Source organism: Cupriavidus sp. (assembly GCF_057315035.1).
Genome location: NZ_DBHKYV010000003.1, coordinates 440,559 through 462,847, shown reverse-complemented (window position 1 = coordinate 462,847; position 22,289 = coordinate 440,559). Strand labels below are relative to the sequence as shown.

The 22,289-nt window shown below is 64.2% G+C and carries 20 protein-coding genes and 1 pseudogene; 6 read left to right on the top strand and 15 right to left on the bottom strand.

The genetic code is table 11. The features are described from left to right. From ACO550_RS08525 to ACO550_RS08495, 7 genes and pseudogenes are all read right to left on the bottom strand, one after another. A pseudogene (locus ACO550_RS08525) lies at positions 1-219 on the bottom strand (epoxide hydrolase); the annotation flags it as partial. Between the two features lie 310 nt (positions 220-529). After that, positions 530-1,879, bottom strand: coding sequence for an adenylosuccinate lyase (purB, locus tag ACO550_RS08520; RefSeq protein ID WP_315593459.1), 1,350 nt, complete (start codon positions 1,877-1,879; stop codon positions 530-532). 42 nt (positions 1,880-1,921) lie between these two features. Then, positions 1,922-2,269, bottom strand: a complete 348-nt coding sequence (locus ACO550_RS08515) for a carboxymuconolactone decarboxylase family protein (protein WP_315593584.1) — start codon at positions 2,267-2,269, stop codon at positions 1,922-1,924. 84 nt (positions 2,270-2,353) lie between these two features. Beyond that, complete coding sequence (locus ACO550_RS08510; protein ID WP_315593460.1) at positions 2,354-3,343, bottom strand: tripartite tricarboxylate transporter substrate-binding protein; 990 nt, start codon at positions 3,341-3,343, stop codon at positions 2,354-2,356. A gap of 45 nt (positions 3,344-3,388) precedes the next feature. After that, a complete protein-coding gene (locus ACO550_RS08505; protein WP_315593461.1) occupies positions 3,389-4,141 on the bottom strand; it encodes an enoyl-CoA hydratase/isomerase family protein in 753 nt (250 codons plus the stop codon). Then, positions 4,138-4,731 carry a cysteine dioxygenase family protein gene (locus ACO550_RS08500; protein WP_485994578.1) on the bottom strand — a complete coding sequence of 198 codons (594 nt, stop codon included), beginning with the start codon at positions 4,729-4,731 and terminating at the stop codon, positions 4,138-4,140. Before ACO550_RS08500 ends, ACO550_RS08505 begins: the two co-directional genes overlap by 4 nt. 3 nt (positions 4,732-4,734) lie before the next feature. After that, positions 4,735-5,922: a CoA transferase gene (locus tag ACO550_RS08495; RefSeq protein WP_315593462.1), complete on the bottom strand. Its 1,188-nt coding sequence runs from the start codon at positions 5,920-5,922 to the stop codon at positions 4,735-4,737. A 134-nt stretch (positions 5,923-6,056) separates the two neighbouring features. Here ACO550_RS08495 and ACO550_RS08490 point away from each other — a divergent pair, with 134 nt between their 5' ends. Beyond that, positions 6,057-6,848 carry an IclR family transcriptional regulator domain-containing protein gene (locus ACO550_RS08490; protein ID WP_315593463.1) on the top strand — a complete coding sequence of 264 codons (792 nt, stop codon included), beginning with the start codon at positions 6,057-6,059 and terminating at the stop codon, positions 6,846-6,848. 18 nt (positions 6,849-6,866) lie between these two features. Here ACO550_RS08490 and ACO550_RS08485 read toward each other — a convergent pair whose 3' ends face one another. Genes ACO550_RS08485 through ACO550_RS08465 form a run of 5 tightly spaced genes read right to left on the bottom strand, consistent with a single transcriptional unit; the run spans position 6,867 to position 13,997 of the window. Beyond that, on the bottom strand, positions 6,867-9,164 hold the full coding sequence (locus ACO550_RS08485) for a molybdopterin guanine dinucleotide-containing S/N-oxide reductase (protein ID WP_315593464.1): 2,298 nt from the start codon (positions 9,162-9,164) through the stop codon (positions 6,867-6,869). Positions 9,165-9,174: 10 nt separating this feature from the next. Beyond that, positions 9,175-10,038, bottom strand: coding sequence for a rhodanese-like domain-containing protein (locus tag ACO550_RS08480; RefSeq protein WP_315593586.1), 864 nt, complete (start codon positions 10,036-10,038; stop codon positions 9,175-9,177). Between the two features lie 21 nt (positions 10,039-10,059). Beyond that, positions 10,060-11,067, bottom strand: coding sequence for a tripartite tricarboxylate transporter substrate binding protein (locus ACO550_RS08475; RefSeq protein ID WP_315593465.1), 1,008 nt, complete (start codon positions 11,065-11,067; stop codon positions 10,060-10,062). A 46-nt stretch (positions 11,068-11,113) separates the two neighbouring features. Beyond that, positions 11,114-12,478, bottom strand: coding sequence for an adenylosuccinate lyase (gene purB, locus ACO550_RS08470; RefSeq protein WP_315593466.1), 1,365 nt, complete (start codon positions 12,476-12,478; stop codon positions 11,114-11,116). A gap of 7 nt (positions 12,479-12,485) precedes the next feature. After that, the gene (locus tag ACO550_RS08465) at positions 12,486-13,997 is read right to left on the bottom strand and encodes an FAD-linked oxidase C-terminal domain-containing protein (RefSeq protein ID WP_315593587.1); all 1,512 of its coding nucleotides are present in this window, start codon (positions 13,995-13,997) and stop codon (positions 12,486-12,488) included. Between the two features lie 211 nt (positions 13,998-14,208). Between ACO550_RS08465 and ACO550_RS08460 the strand changes: the two genes are divergently transcribed. Then, on the top strand, positions 14,209-14,991 hold the full coding sequence (locus ACO550_RS08460) for an IclR family transcriptional regulator domain-containing protein (RefSeq protein ID WP_315593467.1): 783 nt from the start codon (positions 14,209-14,211) through the stop codon (positions 14,989-14,991). Here the strand turns inward: ACO550_RS08460 and ACO550_RS08455 are convergent. Next, entirely contained in the window at positions 14,963-16,351 is a 1,389-nt protein-coding gene (locus ACO550_RS08455; protein ID WP_315593468.1) for an MmgE/PrpD family protein, read from the bottom strand. The two genes, ACO550_RS08460 and ACO550_RS08455, sit on opposite strands and share 29 nt — an antisense overlap. 107 nt (positions 16,352-16,458) lie before the next feature. Here ACO550_RS08455 and ACO550_RS08450 point away from each other — a divergent pair, with 107 nt between their 5' ends. The 4 genes from ACO550_RS08450 to ACO550_RS08435 all read left to right on the top strand — a co-directional run bounded on the left by ACO550_RS08450 (position 16,459) and on the right by ACO550_RS08435 (position 20,091). Then, complete coding sequence (locus ACO550_RS08450) at positions 16,459-17,163, top strand: hypothetical protein (protein ID WP_315593469.1); 705 nt, start codon at positions 16,459-16,461, stop codon at positions 17,161-17,163. A gap of 213 nt (positions 17,164-17,376) precedes the next feature. Next, a complete protein-coding gene (locus ACO550_RS08445) occupies positions 17,377-17,970 on the top strand; it encodes a PAS domain S-box protein (protein WP_315593470.1) in 594 nt (197 codons plus the stop codon). Positions 17,971-18,052: 82 nt separating this feature from the next. After that, positions 18,053-19,201: a diguanylate cyclase domain-containing protein gene (locus ACO550_RS08440; RefSeq protein ID WP_315593471.1), complete on the top strand. Its 1,149-nt coding sequence runs from the start codon at positions 18,053-18,055 to the stop codon at positions 19,199-19,201. Positions 19,202-19,380: 179 nt separating this feature from the next. Then, positions 19,381-20,091: a glycosyltransferase gene (locus ACO550_RS08435; protein WP_315593472.1), complete on the top strand. Its 711-nt coding sequence runs from the start codon at positions 19,381-19,383 to the stop codon at positions 20,089-20,091. Between the two features lie 39 nt (positions 20,092-20,130). On the opposite strand, the gene ACO550_RS08430 is transcribed toward ACO550_RS08435, so the two are convergent. Together ACO550_RS08430 and ACO550_RS08425 are read right to left on the bottom strand one after the other, a co-directional pair. Then, positions 20,131-20,613 carry a VOC family protein gene (locus ACO550_RS08430; RefSeq protein WP_315593473.1) on the bottom strand — a complete coding sequence of 161 codons (483 nt, stop codon included), beginning with the start codon at positions 20,611-20,613 and terminating at the stop codon, positions 20,131-20,133. 152 nt (positions 20,614-20,765) lie between these two features. After that, positions 20,766-22,289, bottom strand: coding sequence for an amidase (locus ACO550_RS08425; protein ID WP_315593474.1), 1,524 nt, complete (start codon positions 22,287-22,289; stop codon positions 20,766-20,768).

The window sequence follows — 22,289 nt, the reverse complement described above, 5'->3', positions numbered from 1 at the left end:
TTCGTGGAAGTAGATCAGGTTGCGATAGGCGCGCCGGGTCCAGGTCTCCGGCGATCGATAGACATCTTCCGGAAATATCGTCACCGCAACGGGCAGCGAGATCTCGGCAGTCCGTTGGGCTGCGGCGAACAAGGGGAGGCTCCCCATGTTCTCCAAGTAGAGCCGCCCCGCCGAGGCCGCGCTGTTCGTGAGCCAGAACAGCGTAAAGTCGTCGAGCACCTCTCGCGCAACGAAAGCGGCCTATGCAGGAACGGTGGGAGGCCTCGTTTTGATGCGCGTCGTCAACGACGCGGAGATAAAGCGTGAAATACCGACTCGCTATGCAAGTGAGGCTTCAATCGATGGCCAGGTTGGACCGGACTCCGGTCGTTTACTCGGCGGTCTGCGGAGGACCGTTATGGGTCCGCGACTTCCAACTCCCCCTCAGATCGGCGAAGAACCTAGAAAAAGCATGTGCCCGGCTTATCCGGGCACATGCTTTTTGACGCATCACCTCAAACAGCAAGCCCTACCGCGCTTGCCGTGACCATCACTCCCTCCCCGCCCCTACCACCCGATCCACGAACACCCCGGCCATGCCTGTATATCCATGCGGATCGAGCATGCGGTCGATCGTTTTCGCGTCGATGCCCTCGGCCACCTTTGGATTGGCCAGCAATGCCTCGCGAAAATCTCCGCCGCGCTCGAACACATCCATGCACACCTCATAGACGATCTCGTGTGCCTCTTGCCGGCCAAGCCGGTCGCTCAGGCCCATCATGACCGCTTCCGACATCAGCAGGCCACGCTGGATAAACAGGTTCTTCTCCATATTGGCCGGACGCACCGTCAGGTTGGCGCAGACGTAGCCAAGCTTGACGGCTGCCGCATCGCACATGCAGCACAGCCGCGAAATGAACTCGCGCTCGGTCTGCAGCACGATCTTGTCGCGTTCGTGCTCGGCCATGATCGATTCCAGCGCCATCGGGGCCGTATTGCGGACCAGGCGGGCCAGTGCCACCACGGTTTCGCAGGTCGGAGGGTTGCGCTTGTGCGGCATGGTGCTGCTGCCCACCTTGCCCATCGCGAACGGCTCTTCCAGTTCGGCGGTTTCGGTCTTCTGCAGGCTGTACACCTCGTGCGCAATCTTGCCAATGGTGCCGGTACAGATGGCCAGTACGCACGCCAGTTCGGCAATGCTGTCGCGCGATACATGCCAGTGGATGCGCGGGCAGCCCAGGCCGAGTTCCTCGAACAATGCCTCCTGCACCGCGATACCCTTGTCACCCAGCGCCGCCAACGTACCGACCGCGCCAGAGAACTGCCCCACCAGCACGCGCTGCTTCATGGCGTCGAAGCGCTCGCGGTTGCGGCGCATCTCTTCCACCCATACCGCGGCCTTGAAACCAAACGTGATTGGCAACGCCTGCTGGCCGTGGCTGCGTGCCACCATGGTCAGGTCGCGATGCTTTTCCGCCAGCTTCACAAGGTGCCCTTCCAGCTCGGCATAGCGCTTGCCGATGATGTCGAGCGCATCGCGCACCTGCAGCATGGTGCCGGTGTCGATGATGTCCTGTGTGGTGGCTCCCCAATGGATGTACTCGGCGGCATCGCCGCTGCACACCTTCTTCATGGCGCGCAGCAGTGGCACGATCGGGTGGCTGGTGCGGTCCATCTCGCGCTTCAGGTCTGGCAGGTCGATCAGCTCGACCCGCGCCTTGGCGCAGATTTCGTCGGCGGCACCCTGGGGAATGATCCCCAGCTGTGCCTGCACCTTCGCCAGCGCGGCCTCCACATCGAGCCAACGCTGTACCGTTTGCTCATCGCTGAAGATCTCACGCATCTGCGCGGTACTGAACTGATCGCGGAACAAGGCGCTGTCGATTACATAGGCTGCCATGCTTGTCTCCTCCGGATTGATTGATACCTGTGCGTAGATGCGTCAGGCGGCTTCCTTGAGCTGGCTGACCGCTTCCATCGCACGCAGCGAGTAGACATAGGCGGCACCGGCGTTCAGTGCAATCGCGGTACCCAGCGCATCGCTGATCTCGGCCTCGGTTGCCCCGGCCTTGACCGCCGCAGCGGCGTGCGACGAAATGCAGCCGTCGCAGCGCGTGGTAACCGCCACGGCCATCGCAATCAGCTCGCGTGTCTTGGCATCTAGCGCCCCGTTCGAGCCCTGCGCAGCCGCCAGGTTGCGATAGGCTTCGAGCATCTTCGGATTGGTGTTGCCCAGGCGGTTGTAGGAACGCTTGAGGGTGCCCAGCAGATCGGGCCAGTTCATGAACATGGACATGCGGATTCTCCTTGTTGGCTTGTTGCCTTGTTGCCTTGTTGACAATGGGAAGGGAAGAAAAAGCGGGGGTGTTGCAGGTCATTCAACTTTCACGTTGCCGGCCTTCACGACCTCGCGCCAGCGCGCAATGTCATCGGCCAGGAAACGCTTGAAGTACTCGGGCGATTCGGACATGGTTTCGGCACCGTCGGTCTGCATGCGCGCACGGAACGCCGGGTCGGCCACGGCCTTGTTGATCGCCGCGTTCAGGCGCGCGACGATTGGCGCGGGCGTGCCGGCCGGGGCCAGGATGCCGTACCACGCCGCCATGGTCATATGCGGCATGCCGGCCTCCGTCATGGTTGGCACATTGGGCATCAGCGGCGAGCGCTTGGCGCTGGTGATGGCCAGCACGCGCAAGCGATCATTGGACTTCACGGCCATCACCGACGGAATGTTGATAAACGTGTACTGCACTTCGTTGCTCAGGATGGCGACGATCGACGGCGCCGAGCCCTTGTAGGGCACATGGCTGGCTTTGATACCGGTTTCCTGCCGGAACAGTTCGCCGCCCAGATGCTGCGAGCTTCCGGCACCCGACGACGAGAAGTTCACGCCATCGGCACCTTTCTTCTTCGCATAGGCCACGAATTCGCTGACGGTGCTGACGCCCAGCGCGGAAGGCACCACCATCAGGTTGGGGCTTTGCCCGAACACCGCCACCGGCGCGAAGCTCTTGATCGGGTCGTAGTCCAGCTTGCTGTAGAGGCTGATATTCACGGCCAACGCGCTGGAACTCAGGAACAGCGTGTAACCGTCGGCCGGTGAGCGTGCCACGTAGCTCGCCGCGATGTTCTGGCCTGCACCGGGCTTGTTGTCGACCACCACGGGCTGACCCAGGGCGGTGCCGATATGCTGGCCGATCAACCGCGCCATGATGTCGGTGCCGCCGCCGGGCGCATAGCCCACGACCAGATGGATCGGCTTCGACGGATATGGGCCTTCGCCCTGCGCATGGGCACTTGCGGTAACCATCGCCGGGATGGCGAGGCAAACCGCTGCGGCGATACGCTTGATGTCGTAGTTCATGCTGTGTCTCCTCCGTATGCTGTCACGCCCGGCTCTGTCGTCCGGCTAGCGCGTGCCAGTGGCCTGGCGCGCCTGCGCCTGCCTTGCCACATAGTCCTGCAGCCGCTGTTGCAACCCGACAGCGGCTGCCGAGCGCACCAGCGCCGCCAGGTCGCGCGCATCGTCGAGCTCCGCATTGCCGTCGATGGCGTCGTCGAGCAAGCCACCTGCCCTTGTCGCGGACGACGCGCTCGGTGCGGGATTGATGGCGCCTGTGCCCTCCATACGATCGGTCGCGAGTCCCGTCGAGAGCGCCTCGGCATCACCGATCACGCACGCGCTCTCGATCCACGCACGCGCACGCCGTGTGCCGACACAGGCGGCCAGCCTGCGGCTACCGAGTACCAGCCCGAAGCCAAGCGCCCCTGGAAACGCGAAACTCGCGCCGCTGACCACTACCCGTTGGGCGCACGCTGCAAACAGATCGGCACCGGCACCCATCACGCGACCGTGGGCTACCGCAATCGTGTGAAACGGCGCCCGTGCCACGCGCTGCAGCATCAATTCGATACGCGTGAAGCGCGCCAGCAGGCTGTCGTCGGTCTCATCGGCCAGGCCGGACAGGTCGAAACCGGTACAGAAATGACGCCCGGCGCCTTCGATGACCACGGCGGAGGGGTTGCGCGCCGTACAGGCATCCAGCGCCGCGTCGAGTGCCTCGACCAGATCGCGGGACAATGCATTGCCCTGTTCCGGCCGGTTCAGGGTCAGGTAACAGATGTCCCCTTCCCAGCGTTGCAGCAATGGCGACGCGTTCATGCGGGGGCCCTCTCGACATTGGCGTAGCCCGAGATGAACGTCTTTACGGCACCAGTAACCGGGTCGAAGACATGGCGCGACTGCTTGCCGATATCGGTGCCATAGACGTGAATGCTGATCGACACCCGGTCATCGAATGCATTGCGCACCACGTGGATATCACCAATCTCCGGCGAGACAAACGCCACATCACCCGGTTCCAGCCGTTCGGATTCGCCAGCCTCGAGCAGGCCCGCCTCGCTACGCGTGTACGCCTGCCCCAGTTCCGCCCCACGCAGCATGCCGATGGCACCCCAGGTGCAATGGTCGTGGATCGGCGTCTTCTGGCCGGGCCCCCATACGAAGCTGACCACGCTATAGCGGTCCGCCGGATCGGCATGCAACAGGTATTGCCGGTAGAACTCGGGGTGGGGCACGGCGAACTGCGGGTCGAGCCAGTCGTCGTGCGCCACCAGTTCGCCCAGTGCCTGGCCAACCCGTTCCAGCGTTGCGGCTTCTGGCTGGCTGGCATCGGCCACGATGTCGTCCATCCGCGCGATAAAACGCGTCAAGGCCTGGCTGTCGAGGTCTGACTTGGGTGCAATCTGCATGGCTTACTCCTGAGGATTGGCTTGGATTTGAGCTTGGACTTGGCCGACGGCATCGCGCACGGCCTGCGAGTGTTCGCCCAGTGCCGGCGGCGCGCTGCGTACCGGCACGCCTTTACCGTCGATACGCACCGGCGACGCGAAAGTGCGCGTCTGCGTGCCCCCTGGCAGCTCGATGTCCCGCACCCAGCGCATGTGATCCACCTGTGGATCTTCCAGCGCTTGCGCGTAGTCATTGATGCGCGAATGGGGCACACCGGCATCGCGAAACACCGCGATCCAGTGGTCCACGCCCTGCCCTACAAATACTTCTTCGAGCAGGTCCTTCAGTTCCACCTGATGGCGCGCCCGGAGTGTCGGTGACAGGAAGCGCGGATCGTCGACCAGTGCTTCCATCTGTACCGCGCGCAATACCGCGCGCCAAAGACCGTCATTGCCGGCCGCAATCGCAAAGTAGCCGTCGGCCGCGCGATACGCCTGGTACGGCGCATTGCGCGGATGCGCGGAGCCGAGCTTGCCGGGGCTGCGTCCGGTACCGAAGTATTCGCTGGTCTGCAATGCGCCGATGGCCAGCGTGCAGCCAAACATCGGCACGTCCAGATGCATGCCGCGCTTGCGTGCCCGTGCCTGGAGCAAGGCACTGGCAATCGAGAATGCGCCATACAGGCCGGAGGCGAAGTCCGAGACCGGCACACCGCACTTGACCGGGGCATCGGAATCGCCTGTGACGCTCATCACACCGGCTGCGGCCTGGATCGTCAGGTCGAAGCCGCCTTCCACGGCGCGCGGACCCGACTGGCCGTAGGCCGAGATCGAGCAATACACCAGCTCTGGCCGCAGGCGGCTCAGTTGTTCATATCCGAGACCCAGGCGGTCCATCACGCCGGGCCGGTTGTTCTCGATCACCACGTCGGCCTGCGCACACAATGTCAGCGCTACATCGAGGTCTTCGCGGCGCTTGAGGTCCAGCACCACGGATTGCTTGTTGCGGTTCAGCGAGGCGAAGTTTTCGCTGAAGCCGGCGGTGATCGGTGGCCAGCTACGCAGCGTATCGCCGCCGGGTGGCTCGATCTTGATCACTTCGGCGCCCATGTCGGCCAGCAGCATGGCGCAGAACGGGCCGGCGGCAACGGAGCAGAACTCCAGCACGCGGATGCCGCTCAGGGGCAGGTCTTCGGTTCGGATGTCGGTCATGGTCAAAGAGTTGTTCGTCGTCGCCGGGTTGCATGACGTTGAACCGAGTCTAGAACCGTTCCTTATTTTGACGCTGGTGTTCTAAACTGTGGAACAGTTGCCCGCACCATGCCGGGCGTTGGATGCTCCGTGCCATGAACAACACGCTGATCAAAGGTCTTCACCTGCTCGACATCATGGCGCGCCATGGCAAGCCGATTGGTGTGAGCGAACTCGCCAACGTCGCGGGCATGCCCAAGAGCGGCGCGCATCGGCTGCTGCAGGCGCTGGTCGACGAGCATTACGTGGTGCGTGTGCCGCCGGCGAGCTATACCGTGTCGATCAAGCTGTGGGAACTCGGTTCGGCGGCGCTGTGGAGTTTCGACCTGCGCCGGCATGCCGATGCATTGATGGAGACGCTGATGCAATCCACCGGGGAATCGGTGCACCTTTCCGTGCTGGACGGGCGGGAAGTGGTCTATGTGCATAAGGTGGAATGCCCCAATCCGATTCGCGCCTACAGCCAGATTGGCGGCCGTTCGCAGGCGCATTGCGTGGCCACCGGCAAGGCCATGCTTGCCTTCCGGAATCCGCAGTGGCTCGAAGAGATCTCGCAGGACCTCAGCGCAGCCACCTCGCGCACAATTACCGACCCCGACGCATTCCTGCAGGAGATGCAGCGGGTGCGCCGCGCCGGCTATGCGGTCAACCGCGGCGAATGGCGTACGGGCGTGAACGGGCTGGCCGCGCCGATCTTCGATGGCACCGGTACGGTAATCGCCGCGCTCGGTATCTCGGGACCCGATACCCGCCTACGTCCGGCACGGCTGCGCGACCTGGCCGCCCCCGTATGCGAGGCGGCCGAGCAACTGTCGAGCGGCCTCGGCGAGTTCGGACCACACGCCTCGCTGTTGCGCGTTACCAATCATTGGGGCACGCTGCGCTAGCGTGCCCCGCATGCAGTTTCAGGCAGCTACCGTAGCCGGTGGCTCGAACGCGCGCACCGGCGGCGGCTGCTCGCCGAAGCGCTCCACCTGCACTGCCGTCAATTGCCCGGTGCAGCCCTGCGCCAGCGACGACGTGCCTTTGTCGCGTGTCAGTACATTGGGATTGCCATGCGCGCACAGCGGCTCGCCATTGCCATCGGTAGCCGGGTCATACCAGGCGCCGGTCGGCAACTGCACCACACCCACCATCACCGCATCGGACAGCATGGCACTGGCCAGGCATGCGCCGCGTGCGTTGTAGAGACGCACGAGGTCGCCGTCCGCTATGCCACGTGCGCTGGCGTCAGCCGGATTCAGGCGGCAGACCTCGCGTGCATCGCGTTTCTCGCTCACGCTATGCGCACCGAAATCGAGCTGGCTATGCAGCCGCGTGGCTGGCTGGTTCGAGACCAGCACCAACGGATGCGCATCGGTCGGGCCATCCGTGGCCGGCAACCAGGCGGGATGCCCGGGACAATCCGCATAGTTGAAGCCCGCGATCGTTGGCGACGAAAGCTGGACCTTGCCGCTTGGCGTGGGCAATGGCCGCCCGTCCGGATCGTCGCGGAATGCGCGCAGGATGCCGCCATCGTCGTCCTGCTGGGGCAGCATCAGTTCACCGCGCGCCCAGAAGGTATCGAAGTCAGGCGCGTCCAGGGCACGCTCGACCAGCGCGTTGCGTGTTCTCTCGTACAGATGGCGTAGCCATTGGCCGCTGGTGCGACCTTCGGTAAACGCTTCGCGCGCGCCGAGCCGTTCGGCCAGGTCTGCAAAGATATCGTAGTCGTCGCGTGCCAGCCCATGCGGTTCGGCAATGCGATGCATGGCCACCATCAACGGATCGGTGGGTGCCGCGCCGATGTCTTCGCGCTCCAGCGTCATCGTGCATGGCAGGACGATATCCGCATGCCGCGCGGTCGCGGTCCAGCCGATCTCGTGGACGATAAACGTATCGAGCGTCTGGAATGCGCGGCTCAAGCGTTGGAGATCCTGATGGTGATGGAACGGATTGCCACCGGCCCAGTACGCCAGCCGGATATGCGGATAGGTGCGCCGCTGTCCGTTGTAGTCGAACGCCTCGCCGGGATGCAGCAGCATGTCGGAGATACGCGCGACCGGAATGAAGTCCTTGACGCCATTGGTGCCCTGCGGCAACGCGGCAACCGGAACCGCGTTGGTGCGCTTGCCATAGTGCGCCAGCGTGCCAAGCGCATAGTTGTAGCCTCCTCCGGGCAGGCCGATCTGGCCCAGCACCGCCGCCAGCACCGCGCCCATCCAGACCGGTTGCTCGCCGTGCTCAGCGCGTTGCAATGAATGGGCGACCACCACCAGCACGCGCTTGCCCGGCAGGCTGGCCGCCAGTTCGACGATCTGTTGCGCCGGCAAACCGCAGACCGAAGCCGCCCATGTCGCCGTCTTGGGCACGCCATCGCCACGCCCCATCAGGTAATCCTCGAACGCCGGCCAGCCGTCGCAATAGCGGTCGATAAAGGCACGGTCATGCAGGTCCTGCCGCACCAGTTCGTGCACCAGCCCAAGCATCAGCGCGGTATCGGTATTGGGCCGCGCTGCCAGCCACTGCGCATTGGCCTCGCCCGGAAAATCGGTGCGCAGCGGGCTGATCGACACAAACCGGCAACCGCGCCGTGCCGCCTGCTGCATGGATTCCCGTTCGATATGGCGGCTGATGCCACCGCTGGCGACACGCGAGTTCTTGAGTGCCATGCCGCCGAACGCCAGCACCACGTCGCTGTGTTCGACGATCTGTTCCCAGGTCACGTTGCGCCGCGCCACATCGTCCATGGTACCCAGGATATGCGGCAGGATTACCGCCGAGGCCCCGGCACTGTAGCTGTTGACCGAGCGCACATAGCCGCCGATCGACGTATTGAGGAAGCGGTGCACCTGGCTTTGCGCGTGATGAAAGCGACCGGCACTGGACCATCCATAGGAGCCACCGAAGACGGCCTGCGCGCCATGCCGCTGATTGACCCGATCCAGTTCGGCGGCGATACGGTCGAGTACTTCATCCCACGCCATCGGCACATACGTGTCGCTGCCGCGCCGCGTGTCGGGTCCTGGCCCGTCCTCTAACCAGCCACGCCTTACCATCGGCATGGTGACACGCACCGGGTGGCGCAGTGCATTGGTAAAGTTGTCGATCAGCGGATTCGGATCGGGATCGCCCGGGTGCGGTTGAACGGTCAGTTCGCCATCTTGCCAGCGTGCGGAGAACACGCCCCAATGGGCACTGTGAGGATGCATGGCAGCGGACATGTTGACGGACTCAGGCGGCTGCGCCCGTGGCAATACGTGCGCCGGGCTGCGCGCACCATTCGCTCCACGACCCCGGATAGAGCGCCGCGCCCGGCAGGCCGGCCACTTCCAGCGCCAGCAGGTTGTGGCATGCGGTCACGCCCGAGCCGCACTGGCTTACCAGTTCGGCAGGGCTGCGAGCACCGATCATCTGGCTGAGTTCGTCGCGCAGCTGGGCCGCGGGCTTGAACCTGCCGTCGGCGCCAAGGTTGTCGCGGAACAGCCGATTGCGCGCGCCCGGAATATGGCCGCCAACCGGGTCGATGGTCTCATTCTCGCCCCGATACCGATCGGGAGCCCGGGCGTCGATGACCAGACGTGCGCCACTGTCGAGGTTCGCCAGCACCTCGGCGTAGTCGACGGTCCGTACCCGCGATGCGCGGCGCGACAGACCTCCCGCCTGTGCCGGCTGTCCGGCATCCTGCGTGACCGGCAAACCCGCGGCTTGCCACGCCGCCAGTCCCCCGTCGAGCACCGCCACGGCCTGGTGCCCCACCCAGCGCAGCATCCACCAGAGCCGTGACGCATACATGCCGCCGGCATTGTCGTAGGCCACCACCTGGGTGTCGTTGCTGACGCCAAGCGATGCCAGCGCACGTACGAAGCCATTGGGTTCCGGCAACGGGTGACGTCCATTACTGCCAGTCTTCGGGGCGCTGAGCGTATCCTCGAGATGGATATAGTGCGCACCGGGAACATGGCCCGACGCGAACGTGCGGTGGCCCGCCTGCGGGTCGCCAAGTTCAAAGCTGCAATCGAGGACCACCAGTTGGCCTGGCGCCGCTTGGTCGATGGCTTCGGCCAGCTGGGTTGCGGAAATCAGGGTCTCAAACATTGTCATGCGTGCATCCGGAGTCTATTGGCCGAGCTGGGTCAGCAGTTCGGGGGTGGCGGCGCTTTTGTACCGCGCGATGTCTTCGACGATATAGCGGCGGAACGCGTCGAGCGGCAGGTTGCGCTCCATCGCGGCATCCTTGCGGATGGCCTGCTGCACCTCGGGCTGTGCCAGCGCACGCGTCAGATGCTCGGACAGCGTCTTCACGATGGCCGGCGGCGTACCGGCAGGCGCTACCAGGCCATACCATTGCGTCACCACCACATCGACACCAAGTTCCTTGAACGTCGGCACATCGGGCAGCGCCGGATTGCGTTGCGGCCCCGTCAATGCCAGCACGCGCAACTGGCCCTGCCGGACCTGGCCCATCAGCGGCGACGCCGTGGCAAAGAACGTATCGACCTGGCCACCGATCAGGTCGGTGATGGCCGGGCCCGAGCCCTTGTAAGGCACGTGGAGCATCTCCACGCCGGCACGCTGCTTGATCATCTCCATGCCGATATGCGCGGCGCCACCGGTGCCCGTCGACGCGAAACTGAGCTTCTGCGCTTTCGCGGCGGCCAGCACGGCCTTGGCATCCTTGAACTTCGAGTTGGCGGGTACAAACAGACCGTGCGGTGCTTCGAGGATCAACCCGATTGGCGCGAAGTCGTCAGGTACCTTGTAAGGCAGCGCGGCAGGCTTGAGGGCCGGCGACACCGCCAGGTTGCCGCTCATGGCCAGCAGGATCGTGTACCCATCCGGCTTGGCCTTGGCAACGATGTCCGCGGCAATATTGCCGCCCGCCCCCGCACGGTTGTCCACCACCACGGTCTGGCCCAGTGTCTTGCTCATGGCGGTGGCAATCAGCCGGCCATAGAGATCACCGCCACCGCCGGGCGGAAAACCCACCACCAGCTTGATTGGCTGGTCGGGATAGGCAGGCTGTGCGGAATTTGCCAGCGGCATCACACTGCATAGCAAGACGAAAGCCGCCCCAATCAGCCATCCCGATGAACGTCGTGGCGCGTCACGCCCGGAAGTTGCCATGGTCTGTTGTCTCCGATCTGTTTTATTTTGTGCGATGTGCCCGGGGTCAGCGGCCGAGCCAATCGTCGTGCTGCTGCGCCACCACGCGATCCACCGATGCCCCGCATTGGCCGAGATATCCGGCCGGGTCGGTCAGGCGCACGATTTCCGCTTCACCGAGCACCTCGGCCAGATGCTGGTGCCCGCGCATTGCTTCGGCAAAATCGAGTTTGTTGGTGATGCCATGCATCGACGCTTCGTAGATCCATTCATGGGCAGTCTGCTTTCCCACGCGCGCACCGAGTTCAAGCATCACATGCTCGGACAGCAGGTAGCCACGCATGCGATCGAGATTGCCGGCCATCACACCGGTATCCACACGCAGGCCCGCCAGCAGGTTCCTGGCCTGGAACAGCATGGCACCGGCAATCAGGCAGCACTCGGGTAGCGCCTTCCATTCCATCTTCCATGCAATGCCGTCGCGCTCGCCTTCCTGCACCATGCCTTCGAGCATCATCGTGGCGTTGTAGCGCAGCGGCCGCGACAGGCCGGCCAGGTTCTCGGCCGAGGTCGGGTTGCGCTTGTGCGGCATCGTCGATGAACCGAGCTTGCCTTCCGAGAACGCCTCCTCGACTTCGGCAAACTCGTTACGTTGCATATTGAACAGCTCGTTGCCGATCTTCGACAGCGTGGTGCCGATCATCGCCAGCAGCAATGCATACTCCGTGAAGCGGTCGCGCGCCGGCGCCCAGCTGATGGCAGGCGTGCCAAGCCCGAGCTTTGCCAGCGTGCGGCGCTCGACTTCCTCGGCCTGCACACCGAGCGACGCCTGGCTGCCCACCGCGCCAGCGACCATGCCCACCAGCACGCGCGATTCACATTGCTTGAGCCGCTCGTGATGGCGGCCCAGTTCATCGAGCCAGATCGCGCACTTATGGCCAAACGTGATCGGCAGCGCCTGCACACCGTGCGTGCGGCCGGCCATTGGGGTGTCGCGATGCGCCTGGGCAAGTCGTGCCAGCTCCGTGCCCACGGCCTTCATGTCGCGCAGCACTACGGTGTGGAATTCCTTGAGCTGCAAAGCCACGCCGGTATCGACCACATCCTGCGTGGTAGCGCCAAAGTGCACCCATTCGCCATGCTCGCGCGCGCAGCATCCCTGCAACTGCTTCAGGGCCGGCACCAGCGAATGCTTGATACGGCGGATTTCGGCGGACATCTTCGCGAGGTCGATGTTCTCCACCTTGGCTTGCGCGGCGATGTCGCGCGCGGCGGCCTCGGGAATGATTCCAAGCTCGGCCTGTGCCAGTGCCAGCGCCGCCTCGAAGTCGAGCCACTTCTGTACGCGATTCTCTTCCGAGAAGATCGCGCGCAGTTCGTCGGTGCCCCAGAGATGCTGGAGCGATTGCATGTCGAATACGGATACGGGCATGGAAGTTTTACCGGGACAGGATCTGGGTGGAAAGGGTCTGGGTGGAATGAGTCTGGGTGCAAGCAGCGGATGTGACGCTCTGGCTGATGCGCTCACGCGGCAGCACGCGTCCGGGATTGAAGAGGTTGACGGGGTCCAGCGCGTGCTTGATGCGCGCCATCAGGTCCAGCGCCACCGGCGACTTGTATTGCAGCAGCGCGGCTTGCTTGAGCCGGCCGATGCCGTGCTCCGCGGAGATCGACCCATGCATGCGCGCCGCCACCGCATGAACGATGTCGTGGATCTCGTCCTCGCGCGCACGGAAGTCGGCGTCGGACATCTCCAGCGGCTTGCTCTGGTTGTAGTGCAGGTTGCCGTCGCCCACATGGCCGAAACAGACCACGCGGATACCGGGCATGGCCAGTTCCAGCGCGTCCGCGGCTGCGGCAATGAACTCCGGAATGCGTGACGTGGCCACCGAGATATCGTGCTTGATCGACGGGCCGCACAGGCGTTGGGCCTCCGGAACATGATCGCGCAAGGCCCACAGGTCGTGCGCCTGCCGCGCCGACTCGGCCAGCACCGCATCGATGAGCAGGCCATCGCCCAGCGCGTCTGCCAGCACCTCTTCCACGACCGGACGCGGGTCGAGCCGTGCCGAGGTTTCGGAGACATCGAACAGCACCGCCCATCGATGCCCGCCAGGCAGAGGGTCGCGCATGCCTTGCAGCGGATGGGCCAGCACCTGCGACAGCGCTTCATGCCCGATCAGTTCGAACGCGGTAACGCGCTCGCCCACCGCATCGACGAGTCGGGTCAGCATCTCCACGGCGGCCTGTGGATCGCGCACCGCCATCCAGCCGGTCACCGTGCTACGCGGCTGCGCGAACAGGCGGAACGTGGCGGCGGTGACAATGCCCAGCGTGCCTTCGCTGCCGATAAACAGTTGCTTGAGGTCGTAGCCGGTGTTGTCCTTGCGCAGGCCGACAAGGCTGTCGAGCACTCGTCCGTCGGCGGTGACCACTTCGATGCCAAGCGTCAGGTCACGGGTATTGCCATAGCGCAGCACCTGCTCGCCGCCCGCGTTGGTGGCCAGCACTCCGCCAACCGTCGCACTGCCTTCCGATGCCAATGACAGCGGAAACAGGCGCCCTTCGGCACTGGCCAGCTCCTGGGCCTGCAGCACCGTGCACCCGGCTTCGAGCGTCAGGGTGTTGTCGAGCCGGTCGACGCGACGCACTGCGGTCATGCGATCGAGACTCAGCACGACCTCGGTGCGCGAGGCGTCCGGCGTGGAGCCGCCCACCAACCCGGTATTGCCGCCTTGCGGCACCACCGGCACGCCATGCGCAGCGCATGCGGCCACCACTTGCGCCACCTCTTGCGTGTTGCCGGGCCGTACCACGGCGCGCGCGGCGCCTGGGAAGCTACGGCGCCAGTCGGCCGTATAGCGCGCCGTATCGGCGTCGGACGTCAGCACATTGGAGCGGCCGGCGATCCCGGCCAGGACTTCAAGAAAAGCATCACTACCGGCTTGCATCAACTGAGGCTCACGGTTGCTGCGCTGACCACGTCCACGCACATGAGGCACGGGGCGCACGATCAGCGACAATTGTCTCCAGCGAAGGCGGCTGCCATCCGCTTCTTTCTTATTGTTTCATTGAATGAAATCGTGTTTTAATGAATAAAACTATAGAAAGCTGCGAATTCCGTGTCAAGCAGGGATAACGCGACAAACGCACACAAGAACCATGAACACGTCACGTACATCACGTACCAAGAAGCCTCTGGCAATTGAAGACACCCACGATATGACCGACACCCCGGACGCGAGCAGCGCCCCAAAGCCGCCACCTGGCGTGCTGGAGCGCGGCATATCGATCCTTGAGAGCTTCCGGGAAGATCGCCTGCGCCTGTCGCTGCGCGAGCTCGCGGAAAGCACCGGGCTGGACAAGGCCACGCTGCTGCGCCTGCTGGGGGTGCTGACGCGCGCGCGCATGATCCACCGGTTCGAGAGCGGCTTGTATGCGCCCGGCCCCGCGCTGTTGCATATGGGCATGCTCTATCGCAGCACGTTCGACCTGGGCACGCGGATCCAGCCGGTGTTGCACAACACCATGCGCGAGACCGGCGAGACCGTGGCGTTTTATGTGCGCAGCAACGACGAACGCATCTGCCTGTACCGCGAGAACACCTCGAAAGAGGTCCGCCACCACGTGGAGGTAGGCACCCGCCTGCGGCTGGCCGATGGCGGCTCGTCGGCGCATGTGTTGAAGGTGTTTACGGGCGACGATACGCCGCTAGCCGCCGAGATCCGCACGAAGGGATACGCGATGACGCGCTCGGAACGCGTGGCCGAGATGACCTCGGTGGCATTGCCCGTGTTCGACAGCGACAGCGGCTTCCTGGGCGCCGTGGTCGTCATTGGCCTGGCGTCGCGCTTCGGCGACGCCCAACAGCTCCATGCCGTCGATGTCGTGCGCCGCGAGCTGGCGCTTCAAGGCTTCAGCGCGCAGCCTGCGCTGGCGCGCTGAACAGTGACGGCGGCACGTTGCAGGGTTCACTGTCGCGTTCCGCGTCGGCAAAGCCCGCGCACCAGCCAGCCACGCGTTGCGCGGCATGGTCATCCATGGCCGGTGCGAACGCGCGCATGCGCGCCTGCAGCGCCGGCCAGTCGTAAGGATCTTCCGGATCCCCGCGACGCAGTTCGCGCAACGCTTCGACCTGCCGACCATCACGCAGCGTAATGCGCACGGACGCCGGGCGCTTCTGCGGAAACGCCTGCTGGAATACCTCGCTGGTAGTCACCTTGATGCGCTCGGCCAAGGCCAGCAGCGCCATCGAATCAAGCGCAGGCGTCTCCATGTCCTCGATGCCGAGCTTGCCGCGCAACAGCAGCGTAGCCACCACGTAGCGCAGCGAGAAACAGGTTTCCGCCGGCTTGGCTGGCCACACCACTCCGGCGATCTTGAGCGCATGAGGGAAGATCTCGATCTCCACCGACACGATATCCTCGGGCACGAAGCGGTGCTCATCGAGCAGCGCACGTGTGGCATCGAGCGGCGTGAACAGTTGCGCGCAACACGGCCACGCCTTGATGGTGGCGGTGTTGATGCGCTCGGGACCGTCGAGATCGTTGCTCAGTGCCTGCAGTGGTCCGTCGGCCGACAACAGCGCGTAGAGTCCGCGCGCGCCTGTGACAAAGGCCCGCGCGCCAGGCAAGCCGGCACGCGCCGCGAATGCGGCATGGATGCCATTGCGCACCGCAAACGCAGGATGCAGCGATTTGGATTCGTGCGCGTCATCGTCGATCAGCTGCCATAGCCCCGCGGCCTGCGTGGCGCCGATACCCATTGCGTGATGCAACTGTTCCGTATCGAGCCCCAGCGCCACGCCAACCGCGGCGGCTGCGCCAACCGCTCCGGCCGTGGCCGTGGCATGGAACTTCGCTGCATGCCCGGTGCCGAGCGCCTCGCCGATGCGCAGTGCAACTTCGTAGCCGGCCACGATCGCATCGGCCACGCGCCGTTGGCTCAGGTTGCCGCCCGCTGCAAGCGCCAGCACCGGCGAGATCGCAATCACGCCCGGATGCAGCATCGCGGCACGATGGGCATCGTCGATCTCCCGCAGATGCGCGATGGCGGCATTCGCGAATGCCGCGCCGGGCGGTGTCATCGTGCCGCCGCCGAATACCGCCGCCGGCCCTTCGCCTGGCATCGTGTCGGCAGCCAGTGCCCGCATCGTCGCCGCCATTGGCATCGGGCTGCCCGACCAGCCGGCCGTGAACCAGTCGAGCAAGGCCTGTGCAAGGCGGTCGCGTGTGGCTTGGGCGATGGGGCGCTGCTGCAGGGTAGTGAGGCGGCCTGCCAATACTGATTCGGGGAGCTTGGACATTGCGCCGTTTTATTCAATGAAATTCTTTTCATTGTATAAACTTTCCGGTGAAGCCGAAAGGCCGGCGACGCGATCCTCTACACCTTTACTCCTTTACACTGGCGCCCATGCCAGACCTCACATCTTTCTTCTGGAGCGGTGACGCCATCCGCAGCCGCCGCGTCGGCGAGATCGTCTTGTCCGGCACGGTGGAAATACCTGAGCCGTCACCACGCCTGAATGCCGATTGGGAGCGCGAGATTGCAACGCGCATGGTTCTCGAAGCTGGAGATGTCGAGGCCATGCCGCTGGCGCGGGCGCGTACCCGATGGCCGGACTACCGGCGCTGCGTGCAAGCGGCAGCCGAATGGACCGATGTAGTCGGGCTACCAGACCTGCTGGCTTCCAGCGACGTCGCCCTGATGGCCTGCCGTGGCGCGCGATATCACCACGATGGCGAGCAGTACGGCAGCGCGGCCTTCTGCAATCTGTTCCTGAGCAACGACAACGGCCAGGATCTGCACTTTCCGGGGCTAGACCTGCGCATTCCGCTGACGCGCGGCACGATCGTGATTTTCGATACCTGCCAGCCACACGGCGTGATCAAGCGCGGCAGCAGCGGATTTCATGCCGATGACTTTCCTCCAGTCCACGCTGCCACCCATATGTTCCTGACGTGGGAACTTGCGATCGAGGAGGTCCAGGTCGCGCGGGCGCTGGGGGTTGCGTTTGACGTCACGCCGGCCATGGCGTCGGTGCAGGACGAGCAAGTCTGGTTGAACGGTTTGCGTGCGGTGGTGTGTCCTGATTCAGGACGTTGGACGACCACATAACCGGCTCCCCTCTCCCGCGCGCGGGAGAGGGGTTGGGGGAGAGGGAATGAGGTTCAAATTGCGACCTGTCTCGGCTTGAGCCGCTGGCCCTCTCCCCCGGCCCCTCTCCCGCCATGCGGGAGAGGGGAGCACACCGACAGCCTTTTTTAGCAGTATTGTGGCAAGATCGCCAGAATTGCCAAGACAGCATCTTCGCCCCGGAGTCGGCAGACCATGATCGAGCATTTGGCGGAAGACGCAATCCTTACGTTGGCAGACTGCTCCCCCGACTCGGTCTTCCTGGTCGACAAGCTCGGGAAGGTTCGGTACGCCAACGCCAGGTGCGCCGAGACCCTGGGTTTTGCGCAGTCCGATCTGATCGGGCAGACCATGATCGAGCTGGTCGTGCCGCATGACCGCGCCCGGACCATCAGGGAAGCCGGCGAGGTTCTGGCCGGGCGCGACCGGGTGGGATTCGAGAACCGCTATCAACATCGCGACGGCAGCGATATCCACCTGAGCTGGTCGGCACAGTGGTTGCCGTTGCATCAGCTGCGCCTTGGTATGGCGCGTGATGTCACCGCATTGCGGCAGCCTGCATCCGACCATCTGCTGCCAGCTGCATTGCTGAGCGCGCTCGATCCATGCGAGCAAAAGGTGTTGCTGTTGCTGCTGACTGCAGCATCGGAAAACCAGATCGCCCAGCGGCTCGGCCTGGCCACATCGGCCATGCAGGCTTGCATCACCAGCATTTTCCGCAAGTTGGGCGTACGCGGCCGCATCGGGCTGATGAGCCTGTGCCTGGCCGAGCTGAGCATCCCAAACTGACTGGCATGCGCTAACTATCGGATTTCCCACGTAGAATTCGGCTGCGGCCGCGATGCATCGGCGCATTGTCTTTACATTTGAGATGTACGTCGATCTCCTTACCCTTTACTTTCTTGCGATCGGAACGCTTCTCGCCAGTGCGGGGATGATGTTCTGGGAACACCGGACCCATCCCATACGCAGCAATTCATTGCGGATTCTGGCGGCGGGATTCGCCACACTCGCGGTCGGCTGCGCCGCTGTGCTGTACCGTCGCGCCCTGCCCGGCGCGACCGGCGCCGCCCTCAGCAACCTCATCATCCTCACCGGCTACCTGCTGGTACTCAACGGCGTGGCTTCGTTGAGCGGGCGGCGCCATCGGGCTGCCTTTGCGGTCGTTCTCGGCGGATCGGCGCTGATGTGGGCGGTCTTCGGCGCACGATGGCAAGACCTGTTGTGGAACTACGTAACCGCCATTCCCATCGCGGTCGTGAGCGCGATGACCACGCGCGAGATGCTGCGCTGTGACTCGCTGAAAGCATTGCATGCGCGGCATATCGTGATTGCGGTGACCGGCCTCCATGCGCTGTTGTACTTCGCCAGGGCATTGGTCCTGCCGTGGCTCGTGGCAGCGCATGGCCCGGCATTCCAGGCGCTGGCCAGCAAGTTCACGCTGTACGAGGGCGTGCTCTATTCGGTCATATTGCCGATGACCCTGCTGAAGCTGATTCGCGAGGAGACCCACGGCCAGCTCGTGCGGGAATCCCAGACCGACTACCTGACACGCCTCGGCAACCGCCGGTGGTTCTTCGAACAGGGCACCCGCCTTATCAACGATGCGCACCCCGGTGGTGCAGTGTCCGTGCTCGCGTTCGACCTTGATCACTTCAAGGCCATCAACGACCGGCACGGGCACCAGACCGGCGACAAGGTGTTGAAATCCTTCGCGGAGATTGCCCGCGGCGTGATGGGGCCGGAAGCACTTCTTGCGCGCATTGGCGGCGAGGAATTTGCCGCACTGTTGTCCGGCGACGACGCACTGCGCGCCAGGGCGCTCGGCGATGCCATTGCGAATCGCTTTGCGGAGGCCATCCCTCACCAGATCGACAGCATCGGAATTTCGGCCACGGTCAGCATCGGTCTTGCGCAATTCGAGAACAAGGCCCCTGCGCTGGCCGACGCACTTGCCATCGCCGACCAGGCGTTGTACCGCGCGAAATCCCTGGGCGGCAATCGGCTCGAAGTGGCGTAGACGATCGCGCTTTCCGTGCCTTGTGCGCGTTGTGTGCGGAAGCCCACGTTTCCGCAACGCAATACATGAAACGCTACCGCGAGAAGTTTCAAACAGCCGGAATACCGGTATAGAGCGGGACGGTTCTCATGCCGATCCCTGGCCAATGCGGGGTCGATCTTGCCGTGGGGAGAGAGCCAATGACCCAGATTTCGGTAGTCACCGTCAACTACAACAACTGTGACGGCTTGCGCCGTACGATGGACAGCGTCGCACAGCAGCAAACCGATACATTTTCGGTGCAGTACCTGGTCATAGACGGTGGATCTACCGACGGATCGGTCGAACTGGCGCGTGCGCGTGCCGCCGAGATCGACGTCCTTGTCAGCGAACCCGATGGCGGCGTCTATGCCGCGATGAACAAGGGGCTCAGCCGTGCAACCGGCGAGTGGGTAGTATTCATGAACTCGGGCGATTGCTTTGCCTCGCCGGAAGCGCTGTCGACCGTGGTTCACGCCGCGCACAAGGATGGCAACGCCTGGTTGATCTACGGCGACAATATCAGTCCGCGCGGCGTGGAACCCGCTGCCCCACTGTACAAGCTCCGGGCCGGCATCATTCACGCCTGCCACCAGGCCATGGCCTTCCGCGTCTGCGACTTGCGCTACGAGGAAAAATGGCGCATCTACAGCGACCTCGACTTCGTGCTGCAGTACTACAAGCGCTTCAAGGCCAAGGCCTTCCGCTACGTGCCGGTGCCGCTCTCCTCGATCGAGGAAAGCGGACTCAGCGCATCGTACCCAGGTGCCAAACGCCGGGAAAAATTCGGCATCGTCTATGACCGGATGGGGCTGGCCGGACTGATCTTTGCGCTGGCTTCATCGGTGCTGGTGGCAATCGACCTGTTCTGATCCGAACATCCGCGCGCGGCAGCAACTGGCCCTGCTTGCCTACTTGCCTTGCCGCGCCGCCTCGATGGCCGCGACGTCGATCTTCTTCATGGTCATCATGGCCTCGAAGGCGCGTTTGGCCGCGGCGCGATCCGCGCCGCCTACCGCCTCCATCAGCACGCGCGGGGTGATCTGCCACGACAGCCCCCAGCGGTCCTTGCACCAGCCGCAGGCGCTTTCCTCTCCGCCATTGCCGACGATGGCATTCCAGTAACGGTCGGTTTCGGCCTGGTCGTCGGTCGCCACCTGAAATGAAAACGACTCGTTGTGCTTGAAATGCGGACCGCCGTTCAACCCCAGGCAAGGGATGCCCATGACGGTGAACTCAAGCATCAGGATCGAACCCTCCTTGCCGTCGGGATAGTCTCCCGGTGCCCGATAAACCGCGCCGACAGCGCTATCGGGAAACGTTTCGGCATAGAAAGTCGCGGCGTCCAGTGCGTCGCCGTCGTACCACAGACAGATCGTGTTCTTGCTGGTCATTGCGTGTCTCCGGAAGCGTTAAGTACCATCGATTTGCCAGCATCCGCCCACGCGTTCCGCATGGGCCGATCGCGTGATGCAGGATACGGCATGGTCCCGGCTTTGCAAAATCGGGACCCAAACGCTTCCGACGCGCTTCCGACGTGCCGTTTTTACACGACCGAAACCACGCTCTCCACCGTCTTGCCCGAAAGCTCCGGTGGCGCTGTCACAATCGAGCGCAGGGCCGGTTCCGCGGGCACCAGCCGATCCAGATCCGGTATCGGGCGGCGCAGGTCCGACGTGGACGCAAACGCCGATTCCATGGCCTGCGCCACGCCGAGCGTCAGCGCATCGCCACGGAACGGGCCGGTCACCTGCAGGCCGAACGGCATGCCCGCTTCGTCGGTGCCGCAAGGCAACGCGATGGACGGATGCGTGGTCAGCGTCACCACATAGGTCAGCGCCAGCCAACGGTAGTAGTTTTCCTGCTGGATCCCGTCGATGGTCTCGGCATAGAGACGTGTCCACGGGAATGGCGATACCGGCGTGGTCGGCGACAGGATCACGTCGTATTCGCCGAACGTCTGCTGAAAACGCTGCAAGATGCGCGACTGCTCCGCCTGCGCCCAGGCGCTGTCGACCAGCGTCATGCGCGCGCCCAGTTCATAGTTGGCCCGCGTGTTCGGCCCCAGCGAATCGGGATCGTTCTGGTAGGCCGAATGCAGCGACGCCACGAAGCTTTCCGCGCGCAGCACGTCGAAGCAGCGATGCACGTCACCCAGGTCGAAGCTCACCTCGTCGCAGCGCTTGAACAGATGCTGCATGGCGGCGATGCGGGCCCGGAATACGCGGCGAATTGCCGGGTCGACGTCGCAGGCACCGAAATCGTCGGTCCAGGCCACGCGCAGGCGCGACAGATCCACATTCTGCGGCGTCAGGAACGACAGCGGATCTACCGCGTAGCTGAGCGGATCGCTGGCGGATTCGCCGGCCGTCGCGGCCAGCTGCAGGCACGTATCCGCCACGGTACGCCCCATCGGGCCCACTACCGAAATCGGTGTGAAGCCAAGCAGCTTGCGCGAGTTTGGCACCAGCCCCGGCGACGGGCGGAAACCCACCACGCCGCATTTGGCGGCGGGAATACGCAGCGACCCACCGGTATCGGAGCCCGTGCAGACGGGCAGGAAATCCGCGGCCAGCGCTGCAGCCGAGCCGCCCGACGATCCACCGGCATTGAGATTCGGATTGAACGGGTTGCCGGTGGCGCCCCACACGGCGTTACGGGAATTCGCACCCGCGCCCATTTCAGGAATATTGGTCTTGCCCACCACCACGGCGCCAGCCTGGCGTAGCCGCGTCACCAGCAGGTTGTCTTGCGTGGGCACGTTGCCACGGTGCAGCGCCGATCCATACGTAGTCAGCAAACCCGCCGTGGCCTCGAGGTCCTTCACGCCCAGCGGCAGGCCATGCAGCAAGCCCAGCGTATCGCCGCGCATCACGGCCTGTTCGGCCGCCCGGGCTTCGTCGCGCGCGCGGTCGTAGCAGGTGGCCGTGATGGCATTGATCAACGGGTTATACCGTTCGATACGTGCAATGCAGGCATCGAGCAGTTCCACCGGCGATAGTTGCCGGGTACCAATCATGCGCCGCAGTTCGACGGCGGAAAGGGACGTCAGTGAGTTCTGGTCGGTCAT

Bases quoted from the DNA above. Each gene is read 5' to 3' on its own strand.
- purB (WP_315593459.1), bottom strand. From the start codon at position 1,879: ATGGCAGCCTATGTAATCGACAGCGCCTTGTTCCGCGATCAGTTCAGT.
- ACO550_RS08515 (WP_315593584.1), bottom strand. From the start codon at position 2,269: ATGTTCATGAACTGGCCCGATCTGCTGGGCACCCTCAAGCGTTCCTAC.
- ACO550_RS08510 (WP_315593460.1), bottom strand. From the start codon at position 3,343: ATGAACTACGACATCAAGCGTATCGCCGCAGCGGTTTGCCTCGCCATC.
- ACO550_RS08505 (WP_315593461.1), bottom strand. From the start codon at position 4,141: ATGAACGCGTCGCCATTGCTGCAACGCTGGGAAGGGGACATCTGTTAC.
- ACO550_RS08500 (WP_485994578.1), bottom strand. From the start codon at position 4,731: ATGCAGATTGCACCCAAGTCAGACCTCGACAGCCAGGCCTTGACGCGT.
- ACO550_RS08495 (WP_315593462.1), bottom strand. From the start codon at position 5,922: ATGACCGACATCCGAACCGAAGACCTGCCCCTGAGCGGCATCCGCGTG.
- ACO550_RS08490 (WP_315593463.1), top strand. From the start codon at position 6,057: ATGAACAACACGCTGATCAAAGGTCTTCACCTGCTCGACATCATGGCG.
- ACO550_RS08485 (WP_315593464.1), bottom strand. From the start codon at position 9,164: ATGTCCGCTGCCATGCATCCTCACAGTGCCCATTGGGGCGTGTTCTCC.
- ACO550_RS08480 (WP_315593586.1), bottom strand. From the start codon at position 10,038: ATGTTTGAGACCCTGATTTCCGCAACCCAGCTGGCCGAAGCCATCGAC.
- ACO550_RS08475 (WP_315593465.1), bottom strand. From the start codon at position 11,067: ATGGCAACTTCCGGGCGTGACGCGCCACGACGTTCATCGGGATGGCTG.
- purB (WP_315593466.1), bottom strand. From the start codon at position 12,478: ATGCCCGTATCCGTATTCGACATGCAATCGCTCCAGCATCTCTGGGGC.
- ACO550_RS08465 (WP_315593587.1), bottom strand. From the start codon at position 13,997: ATGCAAGCCGGTAGTGATGCTTTTCTTGAAGTCCTGGCCGGGATCGCC.
- ACO550_RS08460 (WP_315593467.1), top strand. From the start codon at position 14,209: ATGAACACGTCACGTACATCACGTACCAAGAAGCCTCTGGCAATTGAA.
- ACO550_RS08455 (WP_315593468.1), bottom strand. From the start codon at position 16,351: ATGTCCAAGCTCCCCGAATCAGTATTGGCAGGCCGCCTCACTACCCTG.
- ACO550_RS08450 (WP_315593469.1), top strand. From the start codon at position 16,459: ATGCCAGACCTCACATCTTTCTTCTGGAGCGGTGACGCCATCCGCAGC.
- ACO550_RS08445 (WP_315593470.1), top strand. From the start codon at position 17,377: ATGATCGAGCATTTGGCGGAAGACGCAATCCTTACGTTGGCAGACTGC.
- ACO550_RS08440 (WP_315593471.1), top strand. From the start codon at position 18,053: ATGTACGTCGATCTCCTTACCCTTTACTTTCTTGCGATCGGAACGCTT.
- ACO550_RS08435 (WP_315593472.1), top strand. From the start codon at position 19,381: ATGACCCAGATTTCGGTAGTCACCGTCAACTACAACAACTGTGACGGC.
- ACO550_RS08430 (WP_315593473.1), bottom strand. From the start codon at position 20,613: ATGACCAGCAAGAACACGATCTGTCTGTGGTACGACGGCGACGCACTG.
- ACO550_RS08425 (WP_315593474.1), bottom strand. From the start codon at position 22,289: ATGACCGACCAGAACTCACTGACGTCCCTTTCCGCCGTCGAACTGCGG.